This window comes from Pelosinus propionicus DSM 13327 (assembly GCF_900114615.1).
Lineage (GTDB): Bacteria > Bacillota > Negativicutes > DSM-13327 > DSM-13327 > Pelosinus > Pelosinus propionicus.
Genome location: NZ_FOTS01000009.1, coordinates 1 through 24,334 on the forward strand (window position 1 = coordinate 1; position 24,334 = coordinate 24,334).

At 35.6% G+C, this 24,334-nt stretch carries 19 protein-coding genes and 1 pseudogene; 7 read left to right on the top strand and 13 right to left on the bottom strand.

The features are described from left to right. The 5 genes and pseudogenes from BMZ99_RS06155 to BMZ99_RS06175 form a co-directional block, all read right to left on the bottom strand. A pseudogene (locus BMZ99_RS06155) lies at positions 1-250 on the bottom strand (IS3-like element ISBsp3 family transposase); the annotation flags it as partial. Between the two features lie 96 nt (positions 251-346). Then, positions 347-1,480 carry a hypothetical protein gene (locus BMZ99_RS06160; RefSeq protein ID WP_090934013.1) on the bottom strand — a complete coding sequence of 378 codons (1,134 nt, stop codon included), beginning with the start codon at positions 1,478-1,480 and terminating at the stop codon, positions 347-349. Positions 1,481-1,735: 255 nt separating this feature from the next. Next, a complete protein-coding gene (locus BMZ99_RS06165) occupies positions 1,736-3,592 on the bottom strand; it encodes a DUF2075 domain-containing protein (protein ID WP_090934032.1) in 1,857 nt (618 codons plus the stop codon). Then, complete coding sequence (locus tag BMZ99_RS06170) at positions 3,589-3,936, bottom strand: nucleotide pyrophosphohydrolase (protein ID WP_090934034.1); 348 nt, start codon at positions 3,934-3,936, stop codon at positions 3,589-3,591. The genes BMZ99_RS06165 and BMZ99_RS06170 overlap by 4 nt, the downstream gene beginning before the upstream one ends. A 607-nt stretch (positions 3,937-4,543) precedes the next feature. Next, complete coding sequence (locus tag BMZ99_RS06175) at positions 4,544-5,791, bottom strand: hypothetical protein (RefSeq protein ID WP_175490485.1); 1,248 nt, start codon at positions 5,789-5,791, stop codon at positions 4,544-4,546. 497 nt (positions 5,792-6,288) lie between these two features. On the opposite strand from BMZ99_RS06175, the gene BMZ99_RS06180 reads away from it, so the two are divergent. Continuing rightward, entirely contained in the window at positions 6,289-6,687 is a 399-nt protein-coding gene (locus tag BMZ99_RS06180) for a (deoxy)nucleoside triphosphate pyrophosphohydrolase (RefSeq protein ID WP_090934038.1), read from the top strand. A 55-nt stretch (positions 6,688-6,742) separates the two neighbouring features. On the opposite strand, the gene BMZ99_RS06185 is transcribed toward BMZ99_RS06180, so the two are convergent. Together BMZ99_RS06185 and BMZ99_RS06190 are read right to left on the bottom strand one after the other, a co-directional pair. Beyond that, positions 6,743-9,715, bottom strand: coding sequence for a DUF3427 domain-containing protein (locus BMZ99_RS06185; protein WP_217645055.1), 2,973 nt, complete (start codon positions 9,713-9,715; stop codon positions 6,743-6,745). 156 nt (positions 9,716-9,871) lie between these two features. Further along, positions 9,872-10,702 carry a class I SAM-dependent methyltransferase gene (locus BMZ99_RS06190; protein ID WP_090934040.1) on the bottom strand — a complete coding sequence of 277 codons (831 nt, stop codon included), beginning with the start codon at positions 10,700-10,702 and terminating at the stop codon, positions 9,872-9,874. 384 nt (positions 10,703-11,086) lie between these two features. Between BMZ99_RS06190 and BMZ99_RS06195 the strand changes: the two genes are divergently transcribed. Next, entirely contained in the window at positions 11,087-11,539 is a 453-nt protein-coding gene (locus BMZ99_RS06195; protein WP_090934042.1) for a hypothetical protein, read from the top strand. Between the two features lie 87 nt (positions 11,540-11,626). On the opposite strand, the gene BMZ99_RS06200 is transcribed toward BMZ99_RS06195, so the two are convergent. Next, positions 11,627-12,256: an HAD-IA family hydrolase gene (locus tag BMZ99_RS06200; protein ID WP_090934044.1), complete on the bottom strand. Its 630-nt coding sequence runs from the start codon at positions 12,254-12,256 to the stop codon at positions 11,627-11,629. A 109-nt stretch (positions 12,257-12,365) separates the two neighbouring features. Next, a complete protein-coding gene (locus BMZ99_RS06205; protein ID WP_245754845.1) occupies positions 12,366-13,304 on the bottom strand; it encodes a LysR family transcriptional regulator in 939 nt (312 codons plus the stop codon). 87 nt (positions 13,305-13,391) lie between these two features. On the opposite strand from BMZ99_RS06205, the gene BMZ99_RS06210 reads away from it, so the two are divergent. Then, positions 13,392-14,663, top strand: a complete 1,272-nt coding sequence (locus BMZ99_RS06210) for an APC family permease (protein WP_090934048.1) — start codon at positions 13,392-13,394, stop codon at positions 14,661-14,663. A 105-nt stretch (positions 14,664-14,768) separates the two neighbouring features. Here the strand turns inward: BMZ99_RS06210 and BMZ99_RS06215 are convergent, their stop codons facing one another. After that, positions 14,769-15,338 (bottom strand): hypothetical protein, encoded by a 570-nt coding sequence (locus tag BMZ99_RS06215; protein ID WP_090934051.1) that lies wholly within the window; start codon positions 15,336-15,338, stop codon positions 14,769-14,771. A 305-nt stretch (positions 15,339-15,643) separates the two neighbouring features. On the opposite strand from BMZ99_RS06215, the gene asnB reads away from it, so the two are divergent. The 4 genes from asnB (at position 15,644) to BMZ99_RS06235 (ending at position 21,273) form a co-directional block, all read left to right on the top strand. Beyond that, positions 15,644-17,485 carry an asparagine synthase (glutamine-hydrolyzing) gene (gene asnB / locus BMZ99_RS06220; RefSeq protein WP_090934054.1) on the top strand — a complete coding sequence of 614 codons (1,842 nt, stop codon included), beginning with the start codon at positions 15,644-15,646 and terminating at the stop codon, positions 17,483-17,485. 260 nt (positions 17,486-17,745) lie between these two features. Further along, entirely contained in the window at positions 17,746-18,639 is an 894-nt protein-coding gene (locus BMZ99_RS06225; protein ID WP_090934056.1) for a LysR family transcriptional regulator, read from the top strand. A 31-nt stretch (positions 18,640-18,670) separates the two neighbouring features. Beyond that, a complete protein-coding gene (locus BMZ99_RS06230) occupies positions 18,671-19,864 on the top strand; it encodes an MFS transporter (RefSeq protein WP_090934058.1) in 1,194 nt (397 codons plus the stop codon). A 260-nt stretch (positions 19,865-20,124) separates the two neighbouring features. Next, positions 20,125-21,273: a S1 family peptidase gene (locus BMZ99_RS06235; RefSeq protein WP_090934060.1), complete on the top strand. Its 1,149-nt coding sequence runs from the start codon at positions 20,125-20,127 to the stop codon at positions 21,271-21,273. Between the two features lie 83 nt (positions 21,274-21,356). Here the strand turns inward: BMZ99_RS06235 and BMZ99_RS06240 are convergent, their stop codons facing one another. The 3 genes from BMZ99_RS06240 to BMZ99_RS06250 form a co-directional block, all read right to left on the bottom strand. Beyond that, positions 21,357-22,163, bottom strand: coding sequence for a CsgG/HfaB family protein (locus tag BMZ99_RS06240; RefSeq protein WP_090934062.1), 807 nt, complete (start codon positions 22,161-22,163; stop codon positions 21,357-21,359). 235 nt (positions 22,164-22,398) lie between these two features. Then, entirely contained in the window at positions 22,399-23,112 is a 714-nt protein-coding gene (locus BMZ99_RS26940) for a metallophosphoesterase (RefSeq protein WP_245754846.1), read from the bottom strand. A 372-nt stretch (positions 23,113-23,484) separates the two neighbouring features. Beyond that, positions 23,485-24,327, bottom strand: coding sequence for a glycosyltransferase (locus BMZ99_RS06250; RefSeq protein ID WP_090934064.1), 843 nt, complete (start codon positions 24,325-24,327; stop codon positions 23,485-23,487). Between the last annotated feature and the right edge of the window lie 7 nt (positions 24,328-24,334).

Genomic DNA, 24,334 nt, shown 5'->3' on the forward strand with positions numbered 1-24,334 from the left:
GCTCTCCGAATGCTTTATAGATTGCGCGCCAACGGCGTAAGCATCCCTTAGGCTTTTCATATCCTATAAGTTCAAGATTAAATCCATTTTCGATAAAAATTTGATTAGGTGTTTTTCCGGTTAAATACTCTCGAACAGCTTTAACTTTAAAATCAGTATGATAGGATATGGAACGGTCAGATACTTTAATCACATTCGAATTTTTCAGTAATAGGCTTTGCTCTAAATTGTTGTACAAGATCTTGCTCATTATTATCCTCCGAAAGATTTAATACTATTGATTATAAACTCAAAAATACCCCTTGTATTGGACTTTTTCTAAAATGTCCAATACAAGGGGCTCAGTTCAATTATTCATAACTATATCTACTCTTTTTCTACCTTGGTGGAGTTTTTCTTCGATTGTAGGATTAGTTAAAAAAGGATAAAACAACATTTCAAGAATACACTTCACAAATTTATGATATTGAGATGCATTCTTAATACCATAAGGAATTCTCTTGAGATTATCAATTAAATCATCTATTAATCGTCCTATATCTATATTTCCTGTATATTCCATGAAGTCTTGGTTAGTTAGTGACTTAACTTTATTCGATGTTGATTCTCTAAACTTCTCAAATAATTCAGGATGCTTTTGTGTATATTGTCTTAGATAGTCTTTCTTATTAACAAACTCATCTTTTTTTATTTTATCATTAATATATTCAAATACGTCTTTCTTAGGTAATCTGGCTATCTCTTTACCGCTTTTGTATTTTTTAAATTTTACCAATGAAGACATTCTTCTTAAATGCTCATCTCTTTCTCGATTTATTACAAAATCCCAGTCATATTTTCGTGCATTATATTCAGAAATATATGTTACTATCGATTTTGGAACTAATAATAATTCTCTTCCTTCATAGAATAACAAATCTTCAATTGAACTATCCCAATCATCAATAGAAGCATTCCAATAAGGTAATGTTTCTTCATGCTTCATAGGAATATCCCAAATATCACATTGCGATTTTGTATAATCAATTAGATGTCTTCTAATGATGTTTGTTACCATATCTGACAATTTATCTTTATCTACGTTATCTACAAATACAATAATATCTTCAATGTTTTTTACAGTTTCATTTTCAATAGCCCTACTCTTAATAATTTCTTCAACAATATCACTTGCATTATATTTCCCTATGCCTTTTCCATTTTTTGTTCCCCGTTTACTAACCCCAAAACAATTTTCTTTCGATTCTGACATAAATTCAAACAAGTCTTTGGCTTTATCATATTCCTTATCAATTATATGGCCTCTTACCCTTGAAAAAAAGCTTTTAATAGTTCGATCCACCTCAATTGACCATGGATCATTCCTTTTTGAAATTAAATAAGGGTCAAGATATAACGGATAATCAACATCAGTATCAATATCAACAAAATCTAATTGAATCTGACTAACTTCTAATTTAAATATTTCGCTGATTCTCATAAATTCAGACTCCTTTGTAAGGTTTCTCATCTATAGCCATTTTAGATATTTCTCTATTGGAACTAACTTGAAAATGAACTTATATATTATTCCCTCATAATGTTAATTCTTTTTTCTTTTAGCGTCTTCCTTTGATCTAAATTCTTACATAAGCTGGTGAACTAAGGCAACACTAATAAAAGAAGGTAGCCACATATATTAAAGTCAAAGAACCTTCGTAGTTATGCACACAATATTCTTACTTATTTATCTTACTTATTTACCAAACCTATTACATAAATAATCTTGAAGATTTTTATCTCGACAAAAAACATAGCAACCTTTCATGCCTCTAGACATTAAAACCTTATAAACATTTTTAATTAAATAGGTTAACTCTTCTGGTTTTTCTTTTAGGCCAGTCTTCCCCATTACATCATAATAGTCATCATAACTGGAATAAATTTTCATCGTATCCGGATCATGTCTTAAATCATTTCCGATAATGACTCCAACGTAGTCAAATTCTAATCCTTGTGATGTATGTACACAACCAATCTGATTCATTTTTTCATCATCTATCGCCCATGGAGACTGAGTAGATCTGCTATTCCACGGCATACTAAAATCAAATTCTTGCATTTTTACATCATCGATTTCTGCATTAGGATTTCCATTTTTTTCTGATGTCCATGGCCATGCATAACCAGCTAATATTCTTGACTTGAATCCTTCCTCATTCTTCTTATTTATTTTTTCTAGGAGAATATTAGGATCATCTACTATCATAAAATCAAAAGTATCCCTATCCCATCCATCGAAATTTGCTGTCTCTTTTATCTGAAGATTGTGATCGACCCAATTTAAAAAGCCTTCTGCTCCGGCGCAACGGAATTGTGCTTCTAATTTTACTTCTACCACTTCAGATTTATACTTAGCTGCAGTAGATTTAATTTCCGCAACAGTTCCTACATCTTCAGGGCGTATTCTTTGATTATCATCTATAAAAAATACATTTATCCTTGAAGCTTTGACCACATCTTCTACCTGATTTTCTCCTTTATACATAAACGCCCCCTTTTTCTTTAGTCGGTGAGCCTCATCTACGACTAACACATCGAATACATCATTCTTCGCATCATAAAAAGAAGCAGAGCCAGAAAATAGAGCTCCTAATCTTTTTTTGCTGCGTTTATTGTTGTTAGAAAGCATGTCAATCATTACCCCTCTAAAAGAAGCATTAGGAGCAACAAATTTTAAATTCTTTTTTCTTTTTAGAAGTTCAACAAACGCATTCATAGCAACTACTGATTTTCCAGTGCCTGGTCCCCCATCTACTATTATGGTGGTTTTAGCAGTTGCACTTTTTACACACGCAATAATGCTTTCATACGCCACCTTCTGTTCATCCAGCAAAGTATATACTTTATTACCATCAAAGATTTCCGAAACATATTCCACGAATTTTTTAGATGGCCTAATCTTTCCATTTTCTATCTGATAGAGAATATCTAAACCATTGCCTTTCCCGACATATTTATTAATAAACTCTTCCAGTTTTTTAGTATCTTTAGCAAAGAAAATTGGTGTTTCTTCAATTATAGTTTTGTATTGCTCAAATAACAAAGGCTCGGAATTCTTTCTCTTATAATTGTGGAGATAAGCACAAGAGTAAGGTTTTAGATTATCTTTGTAAATGGCTTCATTCATATCTGATAAATATTTCACATACGAATAAGCCTGATAAGATGGATGTGCCACTTCCCTTACCTTCTTCCCGATTGAAGTTGTGACAATATCCTCTTTATCCGTAGCATTAGCCACACTCCATTGCTTTAACTCGACAATAATAAAGTTAGCATTACCATCTTGGTCATATCCAGAAATGATAAAATCTATCCTTTTGTTAGTTGACGGTATATTATATTCTATCAATACTCCACAGTCATCTGGCACTTTTGAATTCCTTAATATGCTTTCCATATACTTTAATGATTTTGCCCATGAATCCCTCTCAGAATCGCCAACTTTGCGCCCATAATTTGACTGAAATTTTAATTCAATATCGTCTGCAATTCGATTTTCATCTACTGCCGTACGAAACCCAATAGCATCATTCTGGTAAATTATCATGATAATATTTCCAATCTTGTGTATTTATTTTTATTTCCATACGAATTATTTACTTTATATTTCTCACCATTTTTTGAGAGCTTATTCAATATCATTGTATCCATATCTAATCCTAGTACATTTGCCATATAAATGCAGTAAATAACTACATCAGCCAATTCTTCTGATATGTTCTCAAGCTTTTCTGCTGATACCTCTGTATCACTTCCTGTCCATTGGAAATTCTCCAACAACTCAGCAGCCTCCAAATTAATGGATATTGCTAAATCTTTAGGATTATGAAACTGCTTCCAATTACGTTCATCCCTAAACTTTAAGATTTTTTCTATCAGTTCTTTATTCACTACTTCATCTTCTCCTCTCTAAAGATGTATTAAAAGTACGTATTTTGATTTTCCGCCCCTTTGCGAGTACAATTAGTCACTAATAATCTTTAAAAATGAACAAGAACTACCCATTATCAACTGTGACTTAGCTCCATGACCTATTGGAATGTATCTTACTCATTTTCAAAAAACTTCTTATTTACATTTCACCTTCAATCATTGATTTTCCTTGTTTGACAAAAAAATACAACGTCTGTTTTTAGAACGTTGCAATAAACTTCTAACTATATTTTATATCATACATCCTATTGAAGAAGGTTTCTGTAACTTCCATTTAGCTTTTGCCTAAAGAAAATTCAAGCCCTTTCTAGATTCTATAATAGGTAGTTGTACACAACCATCAATAGAAGTAATGCGCAAACATTTTATCAATGTCGCGATGAAAGGATGAACTTAGGTGTCATTCAGCGACTGATGATACTATTGATCATCCAAAGAATAGTGCTGAAAGAAGATAAAGACCAAATGTTTTTGCAATTCTTTATTGACAGTCTACCCAACTGTCTTCAAGGACAAGTTAGAGAGTTAATAAATAGTTACAAATCTTGAAAACTAAAATGCTTTCCTATACTGGTTTTTCTTTATTTTTTTGTTTTCTTTTAATTAGATCACTTATTAATTCGTGATAAATTCTTTCAAGAAAAACTCTTTCGTCAAAGTCAGATGTGATTGATGTAGTTTTATCAAACGCTTGAATTAAATTTAATGTATTATTAATAATATTTTTTTCATATAGTTCTTGCATATTTTGTCTTGTTTCAGCTTTAAAATTTTGCTGATTATTTGTTATTTTTCTAAACAAATTGAAAATAGTATCATCTGAAATTGTTCTAATTTCTTTTATTTCTTTTATTAATGTTAATATTGAATTCTGGGCATTTTTCAGAGTATTAATATCTCCAACTTTTTCTTCTAATTTAGCAATACCAGTATTATGATACACATTAAAAATCGAATCACGAAGTACAGGTATCGCTGTAAATGACTTTGTACTATCTTCTTCATCTACTAACTTATATCTTATTTCTAGAGAAAATGTACTCTGTTTTATTTCACTATTAGAAATAACTATACCAAAGTATACTTTACCTACCCCTGGAATACTAACTGCATTTTCTTGTTCAAGTATAATCTTAATCGCTGAATCACTAATTCTTGCATGCTCAATAGAAAATACTATTTCATTTTCTATTGCAAACTTATTTAAATATAATAAGGATATAAATAATGCAATATTATTATTGTAATTTCGATATGTTTTTGACGTCAGTCCACGTAGAAAGACCTCATCATTTTTTACAATAAATCTGTATTGTTTTTCTACTGAACCAAGCTTTACTAGCAATTCTTGTACATTTTCTTTTATTAAGTCTTCAAAGTTATTCTTTATGCAAAAATTAGCATATTTGCCCATATGAAAATGTACTTCAAAGAACTCATAAGTAAAATCATAAATACCTGTAGATGAACTTTTATCATCTTTAAAATTAAGTATTATTTCTCCTTTATCCGTCAAACCAATATAATCAATATTTGAGAGCGCTTCTATTTTATCGAACTTCGCTTCTATATCTATTTGCTTAAATTCAGTTAGTAAAACTTTTGACCCTTTAATTTTTAGTTCTTTAGTTGGATGTCCCAAATTAGATATTGGAAACATCTCTTTTACCTTAATATCAATGTCTCTATCTGGACGTAACAATTTACCCAATCTTTCAAGATTAGCACTTGATTTTCCTAATTGTTCTGCATTTAGCTCTAAGTAGTATAAATGATTTTTCATTACTCTGCCCCCTCCAATCTTTACTGCCATAAATAAATATATGCTAATATTCCGAATTTTCCTTCTTAAATCGACACTAATATATATACATCTTCAAAATATTAGGAACTTCCTTTAAATGCTTTGATATCTTCTTAAGTTTAATAACTCTGATCAAACTATTTCTACTTTAAAAGAAAATCAAAGGGATGTAAGAGTTGTTCTATCTCTGCCTAACAGTCCCCTAAAAAGGCTGTATCCGTCAATGCCCATCATGCACATAGCCTTGAAAGCCGCTAAATCTATATTTCTCCAGCATTTTGACTATTCCTTCCTAGCATAGTTTTGACATATACCAACATGCCAGATACAGAATTACTATTGTATTTATATTTAGAATGGAAGGAAGACTGCGTTTCTCATTTAAATGGCATTTTAGAGAAATATGGGGGACATTTTTTTACTTTAATGTTATCACACAGTTGAAATTGTCATTATAAATTGAATTCTATGCCATAATATGTTACTCTACCCTAGGGGTGATTTACATGAAAAAGTTAATTAAAGTAGTTGGAGCAATTATCGAAAATGACAATAATGAAATTCTTTGTGCTTTGCGTTCTCCGAAAATGAACATACCTAACCATTGGGAATTTCCTGGTGGGAAAGTAGAGGAAAACGAAAATCTTTCGGAAGCTATCGTTAGAGAAATTCAAGAGGAACTTAAGTGCGCTATTCAATTTAAAGAGCTTTTTAATGATAATACTCATGAATATGATACATTCATCGTAAATTTAATAACTTTGAAATGTAAATTGATTTCTGGTTCTCCAGTAACAACAGAGCATTCAAAGCTTCTCTGGCTAAAAAGAGAAAATCTCCTATCATTACAATGGGCTCCTGCTGATATTCCTGCTGTAGAACAACTCGTAAACGAAAAAGTATAGTTTTCTCGATTTGAGATTACTATACTTTTTTTATTGAATCTATTATTTCGACTAACTAGACATTGGCTCTTGTTAAATATTCATAGATAGAATCTTCAACGGGCTGGTTCATAAGAAACCGCATTTTAACAACTGAAACATATTTACCTTTTCCATCTGGCATAGTTGTTTGCTCAATACTTTCAACAATTGGTGTTATCTCACCCATATAATAAAAATCGCTACTTTCCCCATTACTTTTTTTAATAAATAACGGAATTCTTAGTCCCTGTTTATAGTTACGAATAGTACGAACTTCAGGACTATTTAATGTTCTCTTCGATTTTGTCATCCATTCAAATTCATAATTATTGATAAAACCATCATTGTATTTAGTGGTATCCGATATATTTTCATCTTTATCATACGTAACAAATATCGGACAGTTACTCTTATTACTACTAACAATATAGCCTCCAACATTTTGTGCAACAGGATTCTGATCCCAGTTTAAAATTCGAAAAACATCTTTTCTTGAATACTTTCGGTACAATATAAAGCCATTGATATATTTGTCTTGATTAAAAAACTTATCATATACGATTTCAGAGTAATATAACATATCCCTAAGAAAGCTCTTAAACGTTTCCTTTTTCAATGAATTTTTGAAATCCTGTTCACAGAATATCTCTTCCTTGTTATCAGAAATAATGTTGAGATCATGTGCTTCTCTTACACTCATTAGTTTCTTATTTTTCTTTTCAGTCACAAACTCAAAGTTGATGTTTTTAATACAAGATTCTAGCGTCTCATTCGAAATTTCAATTCCATACGTAGCTAAAGCAACACTTTTAACTTTTTCTTTTTTAATTGATTCTGTTTGTATTAGTTCTTTAAGAATAATGACTTCTTCGATTCGTTTCGTGTTTGCAATTTCATTAGAAAACAGTTCCAGTAGCTTCACTTCTTCTGATGATAATCGATTTTTCAAGGTAACTTCTTGGCCTGCGACAAAATTAAAATAGGATCTTGAATACTCCGCATAAAGTTGTGGATCTCTAGAACCATGCTCTAGAAAATCTACCATCATCGGAACCTTCCCGATCTTAAATTTCAACAGCTCATAATCTTTCACAAGATCTTGTTTAAGCTGCATATTGGCGCTATCAATCGCTTCAAAAATTCGATCTTGAGCAATCTTATCAAAATTAACAGTAGAAGCTCCTGGTATTACACTACTTCCACTAACCATTAATTTACGCAGCGTATCTTTATTGTAGGAAGTATTACCGTACAAGGCGACGGGAACTAAGTAGCTCTTGCTGTAATTGCCAATAAAATCAATGATCGTTACATATTCTTTACTATCAGCTTTTCGTAAACCTCTGCCTAATTGTTGCACAAATATTATCGCTGATTGAGTAGGTCTCAGCATGATGATCTGATTCACTTTCGGAATATCAATACCTTCGTTAAATATATCTACCGTAAAAATATAATCTAATTTATCCTCTGGACGATTACTCTCTAAGCCATTAATTGCAGCAATTCTTTCCTCCTCACTACTGCTACCACTCAAGGAGACCGATTTATACCCTCTACTATTGAAGACCTTTGAGAGCTCATCACTTTCTTGCAGAGAGCTACAAAAAACCAGCCCTCTTACACAGCCATTATCACATCCGTAAAATTCTGCTTTTTCAATAATGTTATTAACACGTTGGGTTGCTGATAATAAATTAAAAGCTGCATTTTCGTCTAGTACTTTTCCGTCTACGGTAATATCAGTTACACCAAAATAATGAAACATACAAAGCATTTGTTCTTCCAAAGCTCTATGTAGACGTATTTCGTATGCAATATTATAATCAAACTCCTTGAAGATATCAAAACCATCCATTCTTTCTGGTGTAGCTGTCATCCCTAGCAAAAACCTAGGCTGAAAATGGTTTAATATTTTCTGATACGTAGGGGCACCAGCGCGATGTGTTTCATCTATAACGATATAATCAAAATGATGCTTATCAAACTGGTTCAAGTTGTTTTCGATAGAAATGGTCTGTATTGTTGAAAATAAAAAATCGGCTTCAATCTCTTTTTTGTTTCCAGAGTACATCCCCATGCTCTTGTCTATACCAAAAACTTTTATATAACTTTCCATTGCTTTATTAGCAATATTTGCTCTATGAACAATAAATAAAAACTTTTTAGGATTTACTTCTTTTACATCAAATGCCGATAAATAGGTTTTTCCCGTTCCCGTTGCCGAAATTAATAAGGCTTTATTTTTACTTTCAGATCTTAATTTTTTCAAACTCTTTAGTGCTTCAACTTGCATGGCATTCGGCTTAAGAGTATTTTTTTGCAGTACAGTAAGCTTATTTTGATTTTTCTTGAAAAAAGCCCTCTGCGCTTTATATAGTTTTTCATATTGATCAATAAATTCCGAATTTACAATTTCAGCGTCTTCAAATTCATTATTAAACTCTTTGATCGCATCGATTATGAGCTTTCCTTTATTGGTTGATGATATTCTTAAATTCCACTCTTTATTTGTACATAGAGCACTCGCAGTTAGATTGCTACTTCCAATAATTAAATCATAACTATTTCCTTTTTTAAAAAGATACCCTTTTGCATGGAAATTCCCTGTAGTTACCATTCTTAATTCAATATTTCTAAACTTTAATAAGGTTCTTAATGCCTCTGGTTCTGTGAAATTTTGATATTGAGAAACCAATATTTTACCATTAATCTTTTTTTGCTCTAGTTCCTTTAACGAATTAATTAGTACTGTAACGCCACTCTTTGTCAAAAATGCAACTGAGAACCAAAATTCATCACAACTTTTTAAATCTTTATCTACGGTTGTTAATACTTTCTTGCCATTTATTTTGTCATTTAACACTAACTTCGGCAAATACTCTTGTTTAGAAGGGTGAAAATTATCTATAAAGCCTGTTCTTAGACTTTGAGATAATTCAGTGTATAACATATCCCTATTTTCATCATTTATAACAAATGCTGTAGCGGCTTCGTATTGTTTCATATATAACCATTCCTTATGCAGATTTTTTACCAGTAGCATTTAAAGATTCGTAAGTGTTATTACATCATCTATATTTATTTAATGTAAGAAAAGATAACCATAATCTACCTGTTACTAGATTATGGTTATCTTCTCTTAGTTAAATGACAAATCCTGCTATTTTTCTAGAAAAACTGCAATAGTCGGACTATCTTTCCTATAAGGTTTGCCCGTAACGTCACTGAATACTTCCAATTTCTTAAACCCTGCTCCATGTACTTCTTTTGTCAGGGTTTCTGGAGTAAAGCAGCAATTCCATATACAATATTCTTTGATTTTGTTATCCGTAATTACAGAGGTTTGCTCTAGTGTCACATTGTCGGAATACTTGTACTGTGCATTCAATGAAAGGTATTTTTCTGCACTCCAAAATCCTCCATTTTCATGAACTTTCCAAGTATTTAATTCTTCAAACGCATCGTACGTCACCATGGAAAATACATCCAATAGGAGCTTTCCGCCGCTTTTTAGACTATGGTATAGTTTTTGTAGTATTAACGCCCTGTTTTCATTTGACAGAGCACCATAATCACAGTAAATAAACGTTGCTAAATCAAACACATTGTTATAATCCATTTTCAGATAATCCTGATAAATATAAGTTATGTCTAAGTCTTGTTGGTTAGCGGAGCTGTTTGCATACTCTATTGACCGCTTAGAGAAATCAAGCCCTGTTACTCTATAACCAGCTTTGCAAAACCGTTCAGTATATAGCCCTGGACCACAGCCGATGTCTAATAATTGAGGATATTCGGAAGGTGGTGCGGTTTCTTGAATCCACTTTACAGACTGCTCAATAAAGCGCAATTTGCGGCTTGCTCCTTCGTAATCTGGATTAAGGTGGGCTGTGAGCATATGTTTTGAAATATGTTCATCATTCCAGAAATTAACCTCGCTTTGCTTATAGAGCGATGGACGCTCCAAATACATGAAAATATTGTTATACATAATAACACCCCTTTAAATTAGTAAATAAAAAAAAGCCGTAGATTTTACTCTACGGCTAATCTTCTTGAGGCGAAGATACGTTTAAGAGTAAAATAAAACCAAACAGTAGGCACAAAAACAAAACCGTCAAACGGCTGCTTCTTACCTATTGAATTGATTCTATTTACTCTTTTCCAGTCACATCTACACCACCGATTCGGTGGTTTTGTGAAGCGCCGGACATACATCACCTCTTCATTAAATTATACTTTATACCGTATTGCTTTGCTTGTCAATGGAGAGAGTATTATACAAGGTTACCTCATTTCATTCTTTTCATTGTCATAATTTTGTCAAAGTTTTGTAATATAGTAATATCAGACTGAGATTAAGGAGATGTTACATATGAAAAAGTTACCTTGCTTCGCACTACTCACCTGCTTCCTTGTCACCTTATCTGGAACCGCTTTTGCCTGGAGTGACCGTTCTGAGGGACGTCCAACACAGAGTCTCTCCAGCCTGTCCGTATGGCATGATCGAAATGACGAGTTTCATGTGAAAACAACGAACTTTCGTAAACCGCATGTATTTTCTGGCGTGATTCGTACAGATGGCCGGTTCTACGGCATTGAAGAGAAAAATCTGGAAAACGGTGATTTCGTTAAAGTAGACCGTGACCGCAACAGCATTCGCTTCCGTTTCACAGGGCGCGGGATTGATGGATTAGATTTCAAAATCAGAGGAGGAGATACCTTAACTTTTGATATCAATAAAGACGGTCATGACATGCCAACCGATCAAATATTCATCGGTAAAAAAGGCTGGCATCCTAAAGACAATACGTTTACTTTACGATAATAACGAATCCATTCCTAGCGGGCGTTTCATACGCTCGCTTTTTTGCTTTTTATGAAGCACTTGAGTATAAGGCAGAAGTCGCTTACGCTAAATCGACTGCGAAATAGGTAAAATTTCATGAGGTTTATCAACGATATAGTTTGGCTGTTCCTTCTTCGCATTATCAATCTGATCGTATCCCCAACTTACCCAGATCACCTTAACACCACTTTTTTTGCCCGCAATGATGTCTCTAACTTCATCTCCAACATAAATCACTTCGGACTCTTCCAGTTTGTGCGTTTTTAGAAATCTTTTAATATCTTCATTCTTGCCAAACATATTGTTGGAACAAATAACGTCATGAATCACGTCAATCTGGTTATGGTGAAGACATTCTCTTATATTCTGCTCCGAGTTGGTTGAGACAATTGCGAGGCGAAAGCCGCAGCTGTTCAATTCCTCCAGCAATTCCTTAATACCATCAAACAAACGAAGGTCTTTTATGGAGTGCTTATATAATTTATAAATATCCAATGCTAGAAGTGGAAATTTATATAATTTAAAATCTAGAAATTTAGATCTTTCTATAATCGATAACCCTTTTAGATATGCAATATCTTTTTGCTCTATCTTCTTGGAATGATACTTTTCTGCAAGCTGGTTATACCCTTCGATCACGATATTTTGTGAATCTACCAAAGTACCATCAAAGTCAAATAGTACGTATCTTATCATAACGATACGGCTCCTCCTTTTTTCAATTGTCATCTCGTTCTTATTCATTACTATGTCAAAACAAAAGAGAAGATACTGCGAATCATCAGGCATCATTGTTCTACCGATTCTATTGATCCTTTTTCTTTCCGATTTTAGCCAATATTAATTTTTCTAGAGCTGCTAAAGGAGGTGATAACCACTTGTCACGATGAAAAAGCACCTGCGCTTGAATTGGAATGTCCTGACCATTCCAAGCAAGGCTAATGATTTCACCACGTTTTATTTCTTCTTCTACAGCAATTTTAGGCAGAAGGGATACGCCCAGCCCATTTTTTATACACTGCTTAATAGATTCGAGACTACCAAACTGCATAATCATATTGGCCTTCACGCCTTCTTTTTCCAATAGATTCTTCAAATCCATCGGATATCCACAATATCCTTCTGGCAGAAGGAGGGTTTGCCCGGCAAGATTTTCGAGTTCCAGCACTAATCCCGTGGACAGCTCATGGTCTGGTGATGTAATAAACACCGTTTCACCATGAAATAACTCTATTTGTCGTAGCTGCTGCTGCTTGGATTCATCGTTAAGACTAAAAGCAACATCTATACTATTCTGTTGTAACCATTGCGGAAAATCAACACAGTTACCTACTTTAATATTGATTTCCACTTTGGGATAAAGCTGCCGATACTCTTTCAATAAAGGAGGAAGCCAGAATGCACAAAGTGTTTCAGCGGCTCCGATATGTAAGGAACCTGAAATGATTGTACTATCATTGAATAAATTTTTCAGTTCTTCGGCATCCCTGACAATACGCTCAGCAAAGGGGAAAAGCTTCTTTCCTTGTTCTGTTAAAAATACTCTTCTGCCAATTCGTTCAAATAATTTTGTACCAAGATATTCTTCTAAGCCACTAATTTGCTCTGATATTGTTGACTGAGAATAATTGAGTGTTCTGGCAGCCTCTCCAAAATTGAGCAGGCGAGCAACGGTTAAAAAGGCTTCTAAGTGCTTCACATTCATATCATCACATCCATCGGTAAAGCCGATTGTTTTGATCAAAACAGTCGACTTATCAAAAGTTATGCTCTTATGATAAGATATAACCAACTTCTGGGCAAGAAAAATTTGGTTAGGAAGGAGTACTGCATGCGTCAACAAGTCGAACTTAGAAAAAGTATTACCTGGATTCAGGGGGCGGCCATGACCATTGGCGCTGTACTGGGAGCAGGAATTCTAGTACTGCCAGCTATGACAGCCAATATCGCTGGACCAGCAGCTCTGATGAGTTGGCTGTTAATGGGACTTTTCTCACTTCCAATGGTTATTGCCATCGGTTCCATGTCATCACGCTTTCCTGATTCAGGAGGAATGGCCGCCTATGTCCGTCAAGGATTCGGTGAGCAGGCCAGCTATATTACTGGAATCCTAATGTTAACGGCTATGCCATTTGGTATGCCAGTAACAGCATTGGTGGGTGCACATTATCTTGGCAGTATTTTGGCTTGGACGTCAGCGAGTATACACTTGGCAGCAGCAGGACTTTTACTGATTGCTATTACGCTTAATTATAGAGGTATTAACCTTTCTAGTTATACACAAGTCTTTGTCGTTTCTGCCATCCTTTTCATTCTTACATTTGCTGTTTGGTCAGCTATCCCCCAAGTACAGATATCAGCATTCACGCCGTTTCTCCCGCATGGTTGGTTTCCTGTAGGTGAAGCAATGACTCTTTTGTTTTTTGCTTTTATGGGCTGGGAAATGATTGGAAATTTATCTGAAGAATTCAAGAACCCAGTGCGGGATATCCCTCTGAGTTTGGGAGCAGCCGTATTGTTGACCAATTTATTATACTTCGCTGTTGCTTTCGTCACTATAGGAACAGAAGTTTACCTTTCTGGAAATCCTATTACAGCAATGGTAACATTGATAGCCTATCGCTGGGGTGATATGGCGGGTACGCTGGTAGCACTATTGGGGTTTGTTGTGTGTTATTGTCCTGTTCATACTTTCATCGCTGGTTTTTCCCGTCTTGTATATGCACAAACTAGAGATGGTCATTTTCCTCCATATTGGGGCCAACTACATCGACGCTTCCAAACTCCCCACATCGCCTTGCTTGTCTTCGCGCCAATTTACTTCGTTATTCTTTTATTTAGTTATGTACTTTCTTGGAATTTAGAATCATTAATTAGTATTCCTTGCGTCAACTTTCTTGTTGTCTATATGCTTGGAATGGCAGCCGTGGCTCGCACCCTCCCCAATAGGCTTGGAAAGGTCTCAGCCTGGATCAGCGCAATTTTATCAGGTGCTATTTATATATTTGCTGGCTGGTTTTCATTTTTTCCTATCGTTGTATCATTATTGGCCATCTGCCAACAGCGCTGGAGTAAAGCGAAACGTGCATTTTCATGCAAATGACCACTGCCCAAAAAAGAAACGTCCCTAACTTTCTAAATTGCTGCCATGTAAATACAACAGGTAGAAACAACAGCAACGTCGTTTCTACCTGTTTGTCATCTTTATTTATAGTCCGTCCCACTTTGCTAAATCTTTTACTCCATAACGTTTTTCTGCCTTGTCAGATCGCGAAAAGATGTCCATAAAGTACTTCATATCATCGCTATCCCCTTTTATTTGCTCCCATTCACTTATAATCCAAGTATCTCCCTCTCGTACTAACCCAATGTTCGACTGATACGGAGCAATATTGGTTCCTATGGTACCAGGCTTTATAATCTCCGCAGAATAGACCGCCGTCGCCTTCAGTTTTTCTCCATCATAAGTGACATTTTCCAATCCTTGCAGTGTATAGCTTTTCAGTGAAACAAAATTTGCACGTAATTGTTCATCAGATAGATACCGCAAACCTGGGTTCATGCTTTTTATGGTTTTCACGTCTTTATTCGTTATTGCGGTAAAGAAAGGCACCAGCGCCCGTATCATTTCTCTTTCCTCTGCTGGTATCGTTGCCCCATCTTTCGCAAGGATCGGCTGCGAGGTAATTTGGTATGGGGCTTGTTGACCTGATACGAAGTTGATTGAAAAAAAGGTCACCATTAAAAAAGTAATCCATAATAAGCGTTTTTTTATCATTATGACATCTCCTTCTTATTTCTTTCTGCATCCTATATATCGTTTGGGGCTGCCTGTTCAACAATGAAAACGCAAATGACTCAATCGTGGATTTACTATCTATAATATATTTCAACTTCTTCCATTGATTCCCTTTGTTTTTTCCTATATTTCTTAGAATTGTAGAAATTTCTCACATTTCATTGGCAGCACCCACATTATAACTTGTATTTTCGCAAGATTTTTGCGGACAATAAATGTAATTGATCTGTAATTATTATGATCTTTGTTAACGGACAGTTTATGAAATAGGAGGTTCATATCATATGTGCGGAATCGTAGGATGGATTGATTGGGAGAAAGATTTGAACCAACAAAGACAAGTCATTGAAAAAATGAACAGCACGTTACGTCATCGCGGTCCAGATGCAGAAGGTATTTGGCTTTCGACTCGAGCTGCATTTGGGCATCGCCGTCTTAGCGTAATTGATCCGGAATGTGGCTTGCAGCCAATGGTTTATAAAGCAGGTGATTTTACCTACGCCATCACTTTTAATGGAGAAATTTATAATTATCAAGAATTGCAGCGAGAGCTAAAGACACTTGGTCACACTTTTTCCACGCAATCCGATACCGAAGTATTATTGCATTCTTATTTAGAATGGAAAGAAGACTGTGTTTCTCATTTGAATGGCATTTTTGCTTTTGGCATATGGGATGATCGTCAGCAGCATTTATTTTTAGCGCGAGATCATATGGGTGTAAAGCCCTTATTTTATGCGCAGCGCGGCAGTGCGGTCTTATTTGGATCAGAACCGAAAGCACTACTAGCCCATCCGCTGGTCAAGGCAAGGATCGACAAGGAAGGACTCGTCGAACTGTTTAATGTTTTTCCACTGCATACGCCGGGTTTCGGTATGTTCCATGACGTATATGAAATTCGCCCAGGATATTCTGCCATTTTTAATCAAAGCGGGAAACATATGACCCAGTATTGGTCTTTGCAGAGTGCACCTCATACCGACGACTTGCAAGGTACCACGGAACATATTCGTGACTTGCTGAAAGATACTGTAAAACGGCAATTGATTGCCGATGTGCCCATTGTCACGTTATTGTCTGGCGGCTTGGATTCAAGTGGCTTGACAGCATTAGCTGCCAAAGAGTTTCAGCGGGAAGGAAAGCAGCTTCACACGTATTCTGTTGATTTCGAGGATAGTAAGCAATATTTCGTATCTAGCGCCATACATGAAAGCCTAGATGCTCCTTGGGTAAAACGTGTGTCCGAGCATGTTGGAACTCAGCATCATATCATTACGGTGGATACTGCAGAACTGCTGGAAAATATCCTGGCACCTATGTATGCCCATGATTATCCTGCTTTTGGTCAAATCGAAACTTCAATGTATCGTCTGTTTAAAGCAATTAAACAGGATGCAACGGTTGCTTTATCGGGAGAGTCTGCCGATGAAATTTTTGGTGGCTATAGTTGGTTCGGCAGTGAGGATTTACTGCAGATATCTACCTTTCCCTGGATTGCTGCCTTTGGGAAAATAGAAGTCGCTCAAACAATACTTTCCTGGTTATCTCCCGAGGTACTGGAAAAGATTAATTTTAAAGAATATATTGCCCAGCGGTATCAAGAGGCTGTTGCAGAGGTTCCTCGTTTACAAGGAGAAAATGCTTTGGCAGCCAAACAGCGTGAAAGCTTTTACTTGAATCTGACTCGCTTTCTTCCAGTGCTGTTAGATCGAAAGGATCGGTTAAGCATGGCTGCCGGTTTTGAAGTTCGGGTGCCTTTTTGCGATTATCGTCTGGTAGAATACGCTTGGAATGTACCGTGGGAAATGAAATTTGTTGATAACATCGAAAAAGGAATTTTACGTCGTGCTTTTGCAGATGTATTACCCGAAGATGCCCGCAACCGCCGAAAAAGCGGCTATCCTACCTCTCAGCATCCTGACTATGTAAAGGGAGTAAAAGGATTAGTGCTAGAGATCCTGAATGATCCCAATGCACCCGTTCAGCCCTTTCTTAACGTCCCCATGATAAAAGACATCGTTGGAGATAAGACCGCTAAATTAACTCACGTGTTCAATATAAATCCATTGGAACGGATTATACAAATCAACACTTGGCTGAAGGATTATCATGTAGAAATAGGTTAATGCTAACAATATGTTATGCGATCAGTCAAAAAACTTAATTCTATACGATAGGACTGGAGAATACAGTATCATGATTATCCAGTCCTGTTTACTGCATAATTAAAAAAGCCTATTGACGCAATAGATATATCCAATTTCTCTTTTGCGTAAGAGAAGGGTATCATTAAGAAAGAGAAAAGGCCAGACAGATGATCAATTGTCAGGAAGCAACTATTATACTACAATAAATACAGAGTGAAAATCGGGGATGTGGCAATTGGATGGATATACGGTTATTACAAACTTTTCTCTTAGTTGCAAAATTAGGCAATGTAACACAAGCGGCAGAACAGCTCAATTTTAGTCAGCCAACAGTAACAGCTCAAATTCGAGCACTGGAAGAACATTTCGAAGTGCTTTTATTTGAAAGGGTCGGTAAAAAGCTTTATATAACGAAAGCAGGTTTGCGTCTTATTGATTATGCAGAGAAGCTATTGTTATTGTATGGGGAAGCGCGAGCAAGCGTACAGGAATTTTCTCATGATAGAACGATTAAGGTAGGTCTTGGTACGGCTGTGGCAGCACATACACTATCCCCCATCCTGCGAGAGTTTCAAGAGCGGGTTCCCAATGTATCAGTTAGCATTGAGCATTGTTTCAATATACCGATTACCGTCAAAGGTATCTTAGATAATAGCTTTGATTTAGCGCTGGTGCATGACAAGATCTCGAACAGCAGAATTCTGCAGTTCAATGTTGTAGCCGAGAAATTGCTATGGGTTACTCATGCGAGTCTTCTCGATACATATGGCGATACTCTGCAGCAGCACCCTTTTATTGCTTTAAAACAAGGCAGTGTCTATCGGGAAAAATACAATCCTTACTTACGGCAACATGCAATCATACCTATTTTAGAATATAGCGATTCTGAGGCAGTTCGACAGGCTGTTCTAAACGGGTTAGGTATTGGCGTACTGCCCGAGGTGCTGGTTCGATCTCATATCGAAGATGGAATCCTTCACGAATTCTGTGATGCACCAAAGTTAGAGATTGATTTTTCGGTAATATTTCATAAGGATAAGACCTTTACCCTGGCAATGCGTACGTTACTAATGGCAATTTCTGAGCATGCCAATATCAATGGTGGTTTATCCGAGTATTTATCATCTATGTAGCATCACTGCATAGAGGAAAGGTAAAAACAACATGAATAAAAGTTGTGACAGTACAGAAATGACAACGGGTAAGAAAGTCTTATTTGCTGGATGCCTCGCACATCTGATACACGATGGATTTAGTGACATGCTCTACATTTTTTTCCCAATCTGGCAAGTCCAGTTTTCTTTAACCTTTGCGGAAATTGGTCTTCTAAAAACATTGTTTTCCGGTTCCTTGGCAGGATTTCAGGTGCCAGCAGGCTATTTAGCTTCCCGTATGGGCGAAGTTAAGTTGCTGCTCCTTGGGACGATTCTCACCAGTGCTGCCGTTTTTCTCCTCGGCTGGGCAGCAGCACCCATAATGGTTGGCTGTTTATTAGTCATTGGCGGATTGGGATCAAGTACGCAGCATCCCTTATCGTCTTCCTTAATATCGAGTGCTTATCCTGATAAAGCAGAACGCAGGACAGCTCTTAGTACGTTCAATGTAGCTGGTGATTTTGGTAAACTGTTGTTACCGGGCATGACCGCCCTGCTCATTACGCAATATGACTGGATGACTGCAAGCCATGTCTTAGGTATTCTGGGTATGATAAGTGTCATTGTCATTTTTCTAATTACAAAAAACATTCGGCAGCAATCTTCATCGAATGAGGGAAAAACGAAGACAGCAGCACTTGGCTGTTTTGCGTGGAAGGGAAATCAGTCTTTTTGGTCCTTGTCGATGATCGGAGTGATTGATAGTGCAACTCGAATGGGATTTCTTACTTTTTTCCCATTCTTATTGCAAGAAAAAGGTGCACAGGTTAGTTTGATTGGATTGGCATTGTCTCTTGTGTTTGCAGGAGGTGCAGCTGGTAAATATATCTGTGGAAAGCTGGCTACGAGATTTGGTATATTGCGAACAGTAGTGACTACGGAGATGGTTACAACTTTGTGTATTTTAGGAATACTGCTTCTTCCTTTAGAGCCCGTCCTCTTGCTTGCGCCAATTCTTGGTATTGCATTAAATGGTACTTCATCGGTATTGTATGGCAGTGTACCGGAATTGGTTTCTGAGGAACAATGCAAGCAGGCATTTGCTATTTTTTATACAGCAACCATTGGTTCAGGAGCCATATCCCCGTTTCTTTACGGATTAGCAAGTGATATGGTTGGGGTAAACATTGCTGTCGTACTGATTGCTTTCGTTGTACTTCTTACTCTTCCATTAACATTACCCCTCAGAGGAAAATTTGCTTAATCAGAGTATCACGCTCTATTTTAGGCAAATTTCTATTTACTGCGCCTCACCTCTTTTTGTACATCGCAATATGTTGCACCGAATATCTTCTTCTTTGCTCCTACTTGCCATTTAAATACAATAAAACTGCAAAATTTTACAGATTTGTATGAAACTTAAAGGATTTTTATCATATCGAATCTAACATATACAAATATAAAAGAAAAGCTCATATACTATTGAGATTTCTTTTATATACTTGATTAGGAGGATTCTATATATTGATTAAAAGAAGAAGTATTCTGCTACTTAGTATTGTCTTAGTATTTATGTTTTCAACGGTCTGCTTTGCTTTACCGCAGCCATTAGGAAAGCTTAACAGAGATCAAGCTATTGAGCGTTATTTTAACGGAAAGACGATCGATATTATCGAAGGTATTTGGACTACTACAGATAATAAGTATGAAATAACTATACTTAAAAATACATCTGGTACTTTTACTGACTCTGACTACATTGGAGTTATTACACGTAGTTCGGAAAGCAGATGGAAATTAGGAGAAATCAAGCTTTTATTAAGAAAGACAGCCTCATCTCAGCTTTATACAGGAAGTTATTACGTGGAAACTACTAGCATGTGGGGTAATGGAAAGAAAGATTACGGATCCACCTTTACCTTGTCTAGCAATAATTTAATTGAATGTTACCTTCCTACTGGAATATATGGGTTGCCCGTTAAAACTACCTTTCTTCGAACCTACCCTGCATACGATTCTTTAAATGTGACCACCATGAAGAGTAGTGGAACTGGCTTCTTCATCTCAAAAACATTAGTAGCCACAAATTATAACATGGTATCAGATGCCAAGGATATTGAAATTACTTACCAGAATGACACAAAGCTTCCCGCAACAATCGTAGCCAAGGATCCCGCAAATGATCTGGCATTATTAAGAGTCAATGGGCTAGAAAACATTGTAACGCCTGCAGCAATTGGTCCGTCTCGAGATGTAAAAGAGGGTAATCAAGTTTTCACCGTAGGATTTCCTTTATCTAGTGAACTAGGCACCCGTGCCAAAATTAATGAAGGCATCGTCAATAGTCTTACTGGATTACAAGATGACTTTCGAATGTTGCAAATCAGCATACCAGCTCTCCCTGGAAACAGTGGCAGTCCTGTTTTTAATGTTAGAGGACAGGTGATCGGTATTGTCACATCCACTTTAGCAAGTTCTCACTTCTTGAATAAGAAAAATATAGTGCCTCAGAATTTAGGCTACGCAATGAAGAGTAATTATTTAAATAATCTTATCACTATGTTACCTGAAGAGGTGACACTTTCTGAAAGTGCCTCACCCCAGAATCTAGATGCATCACAAGTTGCAGATATCGCAAAACAGTCTATTGTCTACATTGTTGTAAAAAAATAATAAATAAAGCACAAAAAGATTCTCATTCTTTTTGTGCTTTTCTATTTGATTATATAAACTTACCTGAATAAACAATACTATTACTAAAGGGATTTTATAACAATATCGCCCGTTTCTATAACACGATTCGTATCTTTTAAAATTGCAATACAAGATAGCTCACTCACTTCTAGAACTTTCAGTTTTGTAGGCTTTTTGCTATCAATTGCATTATTTTGCTTTGCTAGCGTGAACGTGTCTTTTGGTCCGATTCCATTTTCTTTTCCTAAATTGATATGTATTTTATTACCATCTATCTTAGTAATAGAACCCTGTAGAGGTATAAAATTGTATATTCTACGAACGGTTTGTCGACCACCATCCTTTAGGGCATCCCGAACATCAGCGGTGCCACTACTACCAGTATAATTTCCATTCCAAACGATTTTTGACGTTTTTACATCGACCAACATAACCTCAAAATCCGCATAAGAGTTACTATAGCCTGGAACAAGCTGCGGAACCCGCATCTGCCCCATTTTGACTTGTTGCCAACGTGCAGGAGTTGTTTTTGTCTTTGCAGAAACAATATTCCCCATTAGAATATAATCCAGACCTAGCTGATTCCCAACAGAAGAAATGATAGCAGGATCTATAACACCCTTTGGTTGTAAGCCATTTTGTATAAACGTTTGATTGAGATATTCTCGTTCGATAACGTCACAAGATTTAGCTTGTAAAAGATGCACCATGATTGCATCTGCAGCTGATTCTCCAGTTAACGGAAACTGCGTTTTGTTTTCTAATTCTAAAACGCCAATTTTTTTCGGAGCAATTGGTGCTTCTGCAAAACTCAAGTTCGGCAAAAGCAATAAGCATATACCTACTGCTAACAATAATAATTTCTTCATAATTTTCTCCTTTACTAGTACAGTAAAATTTTACTAAAAAAGCTCATTTCATAGTATAAAACATTTTAGGATTAATTTCATCTTCCTAAAGATATAGTGGAAAAAAATATTCTGATATCTGAGGCCTTTAGTAGCCAAATTTCCTCTTGATAAAAATTGCTTTAATGATTGAGCAATTGGTGTATTTTCTACTCAGTATTTTCCCCGGTCAATAGCCACATTGTGTTTACTCTGGCTAATTATAGAATTCCAGATACGTTGGCAATTCTATCGCCGCTAGTCGTCCTCCAAAAATTCCTCCACAGTCTACACAGATCTTATCTTTATTTACTTTGTCATACCAAACTTTCGCCTTTTTCTTATCCTTTACAGTATTGCTGCCATGAAGCAACCAAGTGGGAGTATGTCCGAATATCAATATTTTATCAGGATATGCTGGGCACCAAGGAAATTCTTTTTTCATCCATACTAATTCATCCTCGGTATTTACTTCAACGGGCTTTTGGCTATTAGCCCCTGCATGGCTAAAGATATATTTGCCAACTACAAAATAAGCAGGTAAACGTTGGACGAATCGCAGTATATGTGAAAGTTTTTCGCTAGATAGATTCTTGATTTCCTCATACATTTCTCTACCACCATTATGATGTATCCAATTATATAAATCGTTCGATGGGCGTTCTCGCCAAGTGTCCGTTGTCAGCATTTCGATGATACTTTTTTCTAAAAACTGCTCATGATTGCCTTTGAGTATGATTGCTCCCTTCTTCTGCAAAACTTCACAAGTAGCAAGGCAATCTAAATTTTCATTTCCCCGATCAATTAAATCCCCACATACAATTAGTAAATCTTGATCCGAATTGTAGTCTGCTTTTCCTATTAAATCTAAGAATCTCTTGTTTTGCCCATGTAAGTCTGAAGTGGCTAAGATGCGATCAACCGTTTTCATTTTACACCTCGCATATGTATATACTGCTTAACACTACACTGCTTATATCCTTATCAAGGATTGTATTTGATACATTCTTTCAGATACATTCTAATCAGACTAACTGTATGCAACGCTATAAGATACTATAGCTTATTCTTATACATATTTACCACATAAATACAAAAAACCTGCAATATTTTACAATTCAAATCATCTTTTTGAAGGATTTTAAAAGCTATCGATTCTAGCAACCTAAAAGTATTCGCCTTAATAAAGCAGCCCTGAGTCTAATTACTTGGACTCAGGGCTGCTTTATTAAAGATCACTTTTGTTTCTATTTTAAGTTCTGAAAAAACTTACTGCATTTTCCTTGCTTTATATTGACGTATTTTAAATGATTACACTGGTTTTATAGTCGTTGGTTTGCCCAATAATGGAACATCCCCATGATAGTATTTTATCATCATTTTCTTTCCAGGTATGATTATCTTTATTCGTATTTCTCATGTATGTAATGTTATATTTATCGGTAGAAAATATTTTAAACCCTTTTTTCATGCAATCTTGAGACATATATACATCTTCTAGATTAGAAATATCTCGAAATTGAACGTGGTCAAAAACTTTTCTTTTTATAATTTTCTTACCACCATCTAAGAATGACAACTTATCATCTAGGTATCTATATTCTTGAAAAGGATTCCGAAGTATAAGAAGCCGTTTTTCTTCAAGGTAAGTATAATATGTAAGTTTGCCAACGATATCAGCATCCGTATATAAAAACGCATGCATTAGGTCCGTCAAATAATTGGGAGCATAGTAATCATCATCATCAAATGTTGCAATATAATCATAATTCGCTTTTTTAATAGAAAAATTGTAACAGTATCCTAAGGATTTCTCTTGTGGCACTTGATAAATATAAACATTTTTATAATTTTCCGCCTTTTTTTCCCACTTATACCTATCGATATCATCTCGGTTTAAAATGATTATAAGTTCTTTTTTCCCCCAAACTTGGTTTTGATAGTTTTGAAATATATTATCCATGCAATGAGGTTTATTTGTGCAAGTCACAATCGAAGTACTTTTCATTACTTCCTTAGCGCATATCTCTCTTAACTTCCTCATAAAGCATTTTCTTGAATCCGGGTTATCCACAAGCTCTGAAACTTCTTTTTTCCTATAGATCGGAAGAAAGGTATCAAATAATTGCTTTATTGTGCAATCCATGTAAGCA